This is a genomic window from Kitasatospora sp. NPDC058406, assembly GCF_042722765.1.
Classification (GTDB): domain Bacteria; phylum Actinomycetota; class Actinomycetes; order Streptomycetales; family Streptomycetaceae; genus Kitasatospora.
The window spans coordinates 50,407-57,316 of sequence record NZ_JBHXKE010000027.1 but is presented as its reverse complement, the minus strand read 5'-3'; the positions used below and the strand labels follow the sequence as shown (position 1 = coordinate 57,316).

At 68.6% G+C, this 6,910-nt stretch carries 7 protein-coding genes; 4 read left to right on the top strand and 3 right to left on the bottom strand.

The window, feature by feature from the left end:
* Positions 1-616: 616 nt before the first annotated feature.
* The 3 genes from ACFWOG_RS08280 (at position 617) to ACFWOG_RS08270 (ending at position 1,791) form a co-directional block, all read left to right on the top strand.
* Positions 617-739, top strand: a complete 123-nt coding sequence (locus ACFWOG_RS08280) for a hypothetical protein (protein WP_329949072.1) — start codon at positions 617-619, stop codon at positions 737-739.
* A 237-nt stretch (positions 740-976) separates the two neighbouring features.
* Positions 977-1,438, top strand: coding sequence for a prevent-host-death family protein (locus ACFWOG_RS08275; protein ID WP_329883828.1), 462 nt, complete (start codon positions 977-979; stop codon positions 1,436-1,438).
* The gene (locus ACFWOG_RS08270) at positions 1,435-1,791 is read left to right on the top strand and encodes a hypothetical protein (RefSeq protein ID WP_329949073.1); all 357 of its coding nucleotides are present in this window, start codon (positions 1,435-1,437) and stop codon (positions 1,789-1,791) included. The genes ACFWOG_RS08275 and ACFWOG_RS08270 overlap by 4 nt, the downstream gene beginning before the upstream one ends.
* Positions 1,792-2,177: 386 nt before the next feature.
* On the opposite strand, the gene ACFWOG_RS08265 is transcribed toward ACFWOG_RS08270, so the two are convergent.
* The gene (locus ACFWOG_RS08265) at positions 2,178-2,456 is read right to left on the bottom strand and encodes a type II toxin-antitoxin system RelE/ParE family toxin (RefSeq protein ID WP_329884973.1); all 279 of its coding nucleotides are present in this window, start codon (positions 2,454-2,456) and stop codon (positions 2,178-2,180) included.
* A gap of 5 nt (positions 2,457-2,461) precedes the next feature.
* On the bottom strand, positions 2,462-2,743 hold the full coding sequence (locus ACFWOG_RS08260) for a type II toxin-antitoxin system Phd/YefM family antitoxin (RefSeq protein ID WP_329884972.1): 282 nt from the start codon (positions 2,741-2,743) through the stop codon (positions 2,462-2,464).
* A 761-nt stretch (positions 2,744-3,504) separates the two neighbouring features.
* On the opposite strand from ACFWOG_RS08260, the gene ACFWOG_RS08255 reads away from it, so the two are divergent.
* Entirely contained in the window at positions 3,505-5,616 is a 2,112-nt protein-coding gene (locus ACFWOG_RS08255; protein WP_380355991.1) for an MMPL family transporter, read from the top strand.
* A 249-nt stretch (positions 5,617-5,865) separates the two neighbouring features.
* Here ACFWOG_RS08255 and ACFWOG_RS08250 read toward each other — a convergent pair whose 3' ends face one another.
* A complete protein-coding gene (locus tag ACFWOG_RS08250; protein ID WP_380355988.1) occupies positions 5,866-6,705 on the bottom strand; it encodes an NAD(P)H-binding protein in 840 nt (279 codons plus the stop codon).
* Positions 6,706-6,910: the final 205 nt, after the last annotated feature.

Here is a 6,910-nt window from a genome sequence, read left to right as displayed (position 1 = left end):
AGCGCGCGCGATGGTGGAGTCGATGCTGACCAGGGGCAAGTCCACCTCGCCCCGCTTCGCGGCCTCCGCGGTCAAGCCCTCCAGCAGGGCCTCAAGCACCCCAGCGTCACGCCACTGGCGGAACGGTTGGAGACATGGTACGGGCCGTACTCGCCAATCGGCAGGTACGGCCCGATGAACTCCCGTTCTTCGTCCTTCAGTTGCACGCGCGTCATGCAAGACGATCTACCGGATCAGCCTCCACTTCGAGGGTGAATCCCGCAGATCGATCACCACCCGATACACGCCCGAGGCCCACTTCTCCGGTCTCAGTTCTGGTCTCGTTCACCCCCGTCCAGCCGCGTTCGGCCACCGGCCAGCGGATCGCTCCACCGCAGGTCAGAACGGGCATGAACCTCAGCGGACGCCGTTCGGAAGAATTGGAAAGCGTGTTGGGGGCAACCCCTCACGAGTTCGAATCTCGTATCCTCCGCCGGCAGAAGGCCCGGACCGCTCAGCGGTCCGGGCCTTCGTCGTTCCCGGCTCCGGGTGCCGCGCCGGAGGCACGGGCAGAATCACGAGGGCAACAGCCGCCCCGAGCCCAGACGAGGCGGACGGCGAGCATTCGGGCGACAGCATGCCGAAGATCCCAAAGGCCGACGCGTGGGCCAGCGCCGCCGTGAACGCGGTGCGCGCGCTCCCCATGGAGCACGATCACGTCGTCCAGACGCCGGTCATCGACCGGGCGAAGGCCCGGTGACTGCTCCGACCGGGCCGGCAACAGCGGTTCGATCCGGGCTCATAGCTCGTCGTCCACGATCCACGGCTTGCTGCTCACACCATCATGAACGGACGAATCGTCACACCGGCAACGCCCACCGGCAACAATTCACAAGATCGTGTTACGAGTCCATGCAGGCACCCCCGAGGGGCGAACGGCGATTTCGACATCTGCAATCAGTTGACTTCGGAACGTATTCCGAAGTAACATCACGACATGTCCACTCTCACCGTGTCGTTCTCCGACCTGTCGAAGAACTCCAAGCGCGTCGCGGACAGTGTCGAACAGGCACAGCGCATTCACGTCACACGCCGCGACGGCGAGGACCTGTACCTGACCACGGAGCGCCACGACCGTCAGCGCGAAGAGACCGCCGACGTCACCGCACGACTGTTCGCAGCGCTGATCACCAGCAGCGAGGGCGCTCGCGCCGTCCTCCTCGCGCTCCCCGAGGTCTTCCCGTGGACCCGCCACCTGTCGGCCGAAGAGGTCCGGGAGTTTATCGTCGACCTCGTGAACGCCACTCGCGACGTGGTGGAGCTGGACGTCCACGCCAATCTGCACAGAGTGATCGTCGAGTGGCGCGCCACAGCCCGAATCCTGGCGGATCCGGAACTGGCTGCGCAGCTCACCGAACTGCTTCCCGGTGACGACCACGGCGAGGTTCCCAACCCATGAGCCCCAAACGCGGCGACGACGTCCCACCACCGCCGATCGGCAGCGAATGGCGGCTACGGTTCGCCACCAATGAGGCGGCCAAGGGGTGGGGCGATCTCTGCTCCGAAGCTCCCGGGAATACACGACGCTGCTTCGAAGCCCTTCGCACCGACCCCATGTCCATGGGCGACCCTGATCGGCAGCACCGGCTTCGGGGGCGTCTGGCGGCTCGCACCCTCGGAGGGAGCGAGCTGCCGCAGTGGGAGTACGAGGTGACCGCCGGCGGGCGCGTGCGCTACCTCGTCGACGAGCCAGGGCGGACCGTACATCTCGTCTACGCCTCGCCCCGGCACCCCAAAGACACGGACAGCTGACCAAGCACGAGGTGGACGATCCAGCTGCAGGTGCCAGGTAGCGTGGTCTCAGTTCTGGTCTCATTCATCGCCGTCCGGCTGGTTCGACCGCCACCCGACGGTTCGCTCCGGCGCAGGTCAGAACAGGTCTGAACCCCGGCAGACGGCGTTCGGGAGAATTGGAAGGCATGTTGGGGGCAACCCCTCACGAGTTCGAATCTCGTATCCTCCGCCTCTGCAAGCCATGGCAGCACGAAGGCCCCGACCGCCCAGCGGTCGGGGCCTTCGGCGTTCACAGGCTCATCTGCAGTTTCAACGGCCAACTCTCATGCCTTGGAGCGGAGGAGGCGCCACTGGCAGTGGCGCCCCACCGGCCTGAGCGTCGTGGATGATCGGAGCCACAGCACCTACAGGCCGCGGTACACGTCGCGGCGGTTTCCGGCAGCCATCACCCACACGATCAGCTGGCCGTCCTCGATCGTGTACACGACGCGGTAGTCGCCGACCCTGAGACGCCACCGCGAGCTGTGCCCCTGAAGGGCCTTGATGTCGAAGGCCGTTGTGTCGCCCTCGTCCAACCCCTTCTGGAGCTCGGTCAGGCGATAGAGGATCCGCAGAGCATCGGGGCGCGGGATCTTGAGCATGTCCCGTTGCGCGTGCGGGGTGAACCGCGTCACGTAGCCCATGGAGATCAGGCGTGGTGGGCACGGAGCAGGGCGGCCATCTCTTCGAGCGAGACCGAACCTTCGGTGCCTTCGGATTCCGCCTCGTCGGCCAACTGGTTCAGCCAGGACTCCTCGGCCTGCTCAGCCAACCGGCTCAGCCGCCGGTACTCAAGGATGTCGATCACGACGGCTTCCTGCTTGCCGCGCCGAGTAATGATCGTCGGGGTCTCGTCCCGACGGGCCCGGTCGAGGACGTCCGCCAAGTGACTGCGAACCTCGGCCATGGATGCGATCACCGGTTCACTCATGTCACAAATGTAGCAGATGTACATATGCCCCTCCGAGGCTTCTGTCCACCCGCCTCCGAGCTCCGCCGTCCGAGCCCGTTTGGACATGGGGCGCCCACTGCCCTGGCTGCAGCTCTGGTTGCGTTCACCCCCCGAACAGCCGGACAAACATTGGGAAAGCGTGTTGGGGGCAACCCCTCACGAGTCCGAATCTCGTGTCCTCCGTCTCTGCCGGCCATGGCAGCACGAAGGCCCCGACCGCTCGGCGGTCGGGGCCTTCGGCGTTCTCCTGTTGCAGCTTTGGTTTGCACTCGCCTCCGTACAGCACCGCCCGGAGTCTCTTGGTCGGCGCCGCACCGCCGCCCCGCCGCGCGGATCGCGGCGGTGGGTCGGCGGTGCCCTCGGTGGGCCGGCCGCGTGGTGCGTGGCCTGTGGGGCGAAGCGCCGACCTCACACTCCGGTGCGCTGTTTCGTCGAAGTTCTGACAGCGAAAGCGGACGAAGAGAAGACCCGGGGGCGTCACGGCCATGATCACCTCATCCGAGCCGGGGCTCGCCCCGTCCACGGCCGGGACAAGGTCGCCCGTCTGCTCGCGGCTCTCGCCCCGACTCCGGCCGAGGCCTCACCATCACCCGACGCAGGGCCGACGGCGACCCGCCGGCGCCGGTCGGTCCTCGTCCTCGACCTCGGCCTCGCTCCGGACGGCAGCCAGGTGTGCCGAACCTGCACCGTCGCCGAGCCCGACAAGCTCTCCCACGCCAAGTGAACACTGAGGAATCAACGTGATACGAAGAATGGCGTCCCTGCCCGGTGGAAGGGTGGGGAAGTGGGTCGTCCTCGCACTCTGGGCGGTCGTCCTGGTGCCGGCCCTGATGCTGGCCGGCCGGCTCGGCGACGTCGAGAAGAACGACAACTCGGCCTGGCTGCCCGGTAACGCGGAGTCCACCAAGGTCGTCGAGCGGGCCGAGAGCTTCCAACTCGGCGACACACTGCCCGCGATTGTGATCTACGACCGGCCCGAGGGCATCACCCCTGCCGACATGGCCAAGGCCGAAGCCGACGCCGAAGCCTTCAAGGGCATCGACAACGTCGTGGGTCAGCCGCACGGGCCGTTGAAGGCCCAGGACGGCAAAGCCGTCCAGACCGTGGTCCAGCTCCACAAGGACCAGATGGGCTGGGAGGGGATCGGCGAGATCGTTGCCGCGATGAACAAGGTCGGCGGGGAGAACGCCGACGGTCTCGGCTTCCACGTCACCGGGCCGGCCGGTTACGCGTCCGACTCGATCGAGGCGTTCAGTGGGGGAGGCGCCCTGACGACGATCACCGCACTGGTGGTGGTCGTGATCCTGCTGCTCACCTACCGGAGCCCGTTGCTTCCGGTGTTGCCGCTGCTGACCGTGGGCGTCGCCCTGGTCACCTCGGAAGCGGTGATCTACCTGTTGGCGAAGGATGCCGGACTCGTCGTCAACAAGCAGACCAGCTTCATCCTCACCGTGCTGGTGTTCGGCGCCGCGACCGACTACGCGCTCCTGCTCATCTCGCGGTACCGGGAGGAGTTGCTGCGGCACGAGGACCGGCACGAGGCGATGGCCGAGGCCCTGTACCGCTCCAGTCCCGCGATCGTCGCCAGCGCCGCGACCGTCGCGGTCAGCCTGATGCTGCTGATGCTGGCCACTCTCAACTCCACCCAGGGGCTCGGGCCGGCCTGTGCTGTCGGCGTGCTCGTCGGACTGGTCGCCATGGTCACCCTGATGCCGGCCCTGCTGGTCGTCTGCGGCCGCTGGATCTTCTGGCCGGTGAAGCCGTCGCACGGGTCGGCCGAGGCGGCCGGGGAAGGCATCTGGACCCGGGTCGGCACCGCTGTCTCCCGCCGGCCGCGGATCGTGTGGATCGGCACCACGCTCGCCCTCGCCGTCATGGCGATCGGGGCGTTCGGGCTCAAGGCCGACGGGCTTTCCAACAAGGACCAGTTCACCAACACACCACAGATGGCGGTCGGCGAGGAGATTCGGTCCGGGCACTTCCCGGCCGGGTCGGGCGACCCCGTCCTCGTCGTGGCCAAGGCCGCCTCGGCGGAGCGGGTGAGGACCACGCTGTCCGGCGTACCGGGAGTCGGCGACGTCTCGACGCCCATGGTCAAGGGCGGCGAGGCCGTCCTGCTGGCGGAGCTCAAGGACGACCCCAGCAGTACGACCGCGATGCGCACTGTGGAGCAGGCAAGAATCGCGGTCCACAAGATCGAGGATGCGGATGCCCATGTCGGCGGCAGCACGGCGATCATGCTCGACACGCAGGAGGCGGCCGCTCGCGACTCCAAGGTGATCATCCCCATCGTCCTGGTGGTGGTGCTCCTCATCCTCGCGCTGCTGCTGCGGGCTATCGTCGCGCCGTTGTTGCTCATGGCCACGGTGGTGCTGTCGTTCGGAGCGGCCCTCGGCGTGAGCAGTCTGCTGTTCAACCACGTGTTCCACTTCGCCGGCGCGGAAGCCTCCTTCCCGCTGCTGACGTTCGTGTTCCTGGTCGCCCTGGGCACCGACTACAACATCTTCCTGGTCACCCGGGTGCGCGAAGTGGCGCTGCTGCACGGCACCCGGCGCGGCGCGCTGACGGGTCTGTCCACCACCGGGGGTGTGATCACCTCAGCGGGTCTGGTGCTGGCCGGCACCTTCGCGGCGATGGCCTCGCTGCCGCTGGTGTTCGCGGCCGAGCTCGGGTTCGCGGTGGCGTTCGGCGTGCTGCTGGACACCATGATCGTCCGCTCGGTGCTGGTCACCGCGCTGACCCTGGACGTGGGTCGATGGATGTGGTGGCCGGGCAAGCTGTTCAGGCACCATGACGACCCCCGGCCGCGGGCGGACAAGGCCGACCGCGAACCCGCACTCGTGGGCAGGTGACGACCGACTCGCGGAGCTGATCGCGGTGCCGTGGTCGGCCGCCGGGCGGCACGCCCGCCTTTTCGCCGACGTGGTCCGCGTGTGGGACCGGCCATGGCAGCCCGAAGGCCCCGACCGCCCAGCGGTCGGGGCCTTCGGCGTTCCGCGGGCCGGGCGGAGACGGTCCGGCGGCGATCCGGTGCACCCGGTGTTCCTCCCGCTCCCGCGCGCCCGCGCCCGATTCCACGACCTCGGGCGGAGCGGCGGGGGTCAGCGGAAGTCCGCCAGGTGATCCGCGACCCACTGCGCGTACGGGCGTGCCGGGTGGCCGGTCAGCTTCTCGACGGTGTCGCCCACCGGCGCCGGCCCGCCCACCGTGTTCGCCATCAAGTCCAGTAGGGCACCCGCGAAGTCGGCGTCCATGAACCGGCCGAGTTGCTGCCGCACCACGTGATCCGCCACCTCCTCGAAGCGGAGCTCACGGCCCAGGGCCCGGCCGAGCACCTCGACCTGCTCGGTCTGGGTGAGCGACTGCGGCCCGGTCAGTTCGTGGACCCGGCCGTGGTGTTCGACGGCGCCGAGCACGGCGGCGGCTGCCTCGGCGACGTCGCGCTCGTGCACCACCGAGGCGGCGGCCGCGGCGTGCGGCCCGCGGACGGTGTCCCCGCCCTGCACCTGCATCGCCCAGGCCAGCGAGTTGATCGCCGGGAAGAACAACCGCAGGAACGTCCAGTCGACGCCCGTCGCCCTGATCTCCTGCTCCACCTTCGCGTGGTAGGCGGCGATCACATCGGGCTGCGGGTCCGCGCCGTCGACGACGGCCCCCGAGGACAGGAACACGATCTGTCGCACCCCTGCCTGCCGCACCTGGTCCAGCAGCGGCCGTGCATCAGCACCGTAGGGAAGCGCCAGGAACAACTCGGTGACGCCGTCCAACGCAGGCCCCAACGTCTCCGGCCGGGCCAGGTCGCCCCCCACCACCTCCACGCCCTCGGGCAGTCCCGCCCGTTCAGGGGTGCGCGACAGGGCCCGGACCTGCCGCCCGGCGCCCGCCAGCGCCTCCACCGTCTGCCGCCCGAAGTGCGCGGTCGCGCCGATCACGAGAATCATGACGGATCCCTCCGAATCACCGTTCCGATCAGTTCCTTCCCGACAGACGGTAGGGAGCATCTAGGACGGATTCCGTCCTAGGAAGAGCCCGTCGGGCGGACCGCGGAGCAACCGGCGGGCAGGAGCGCCCGGGCATGGCGACCCGGGGACGAACGGGGCCCGCACGCCGTGCGGGCTCGCCGGGGCCGGCGAGCCGATCGGCGCG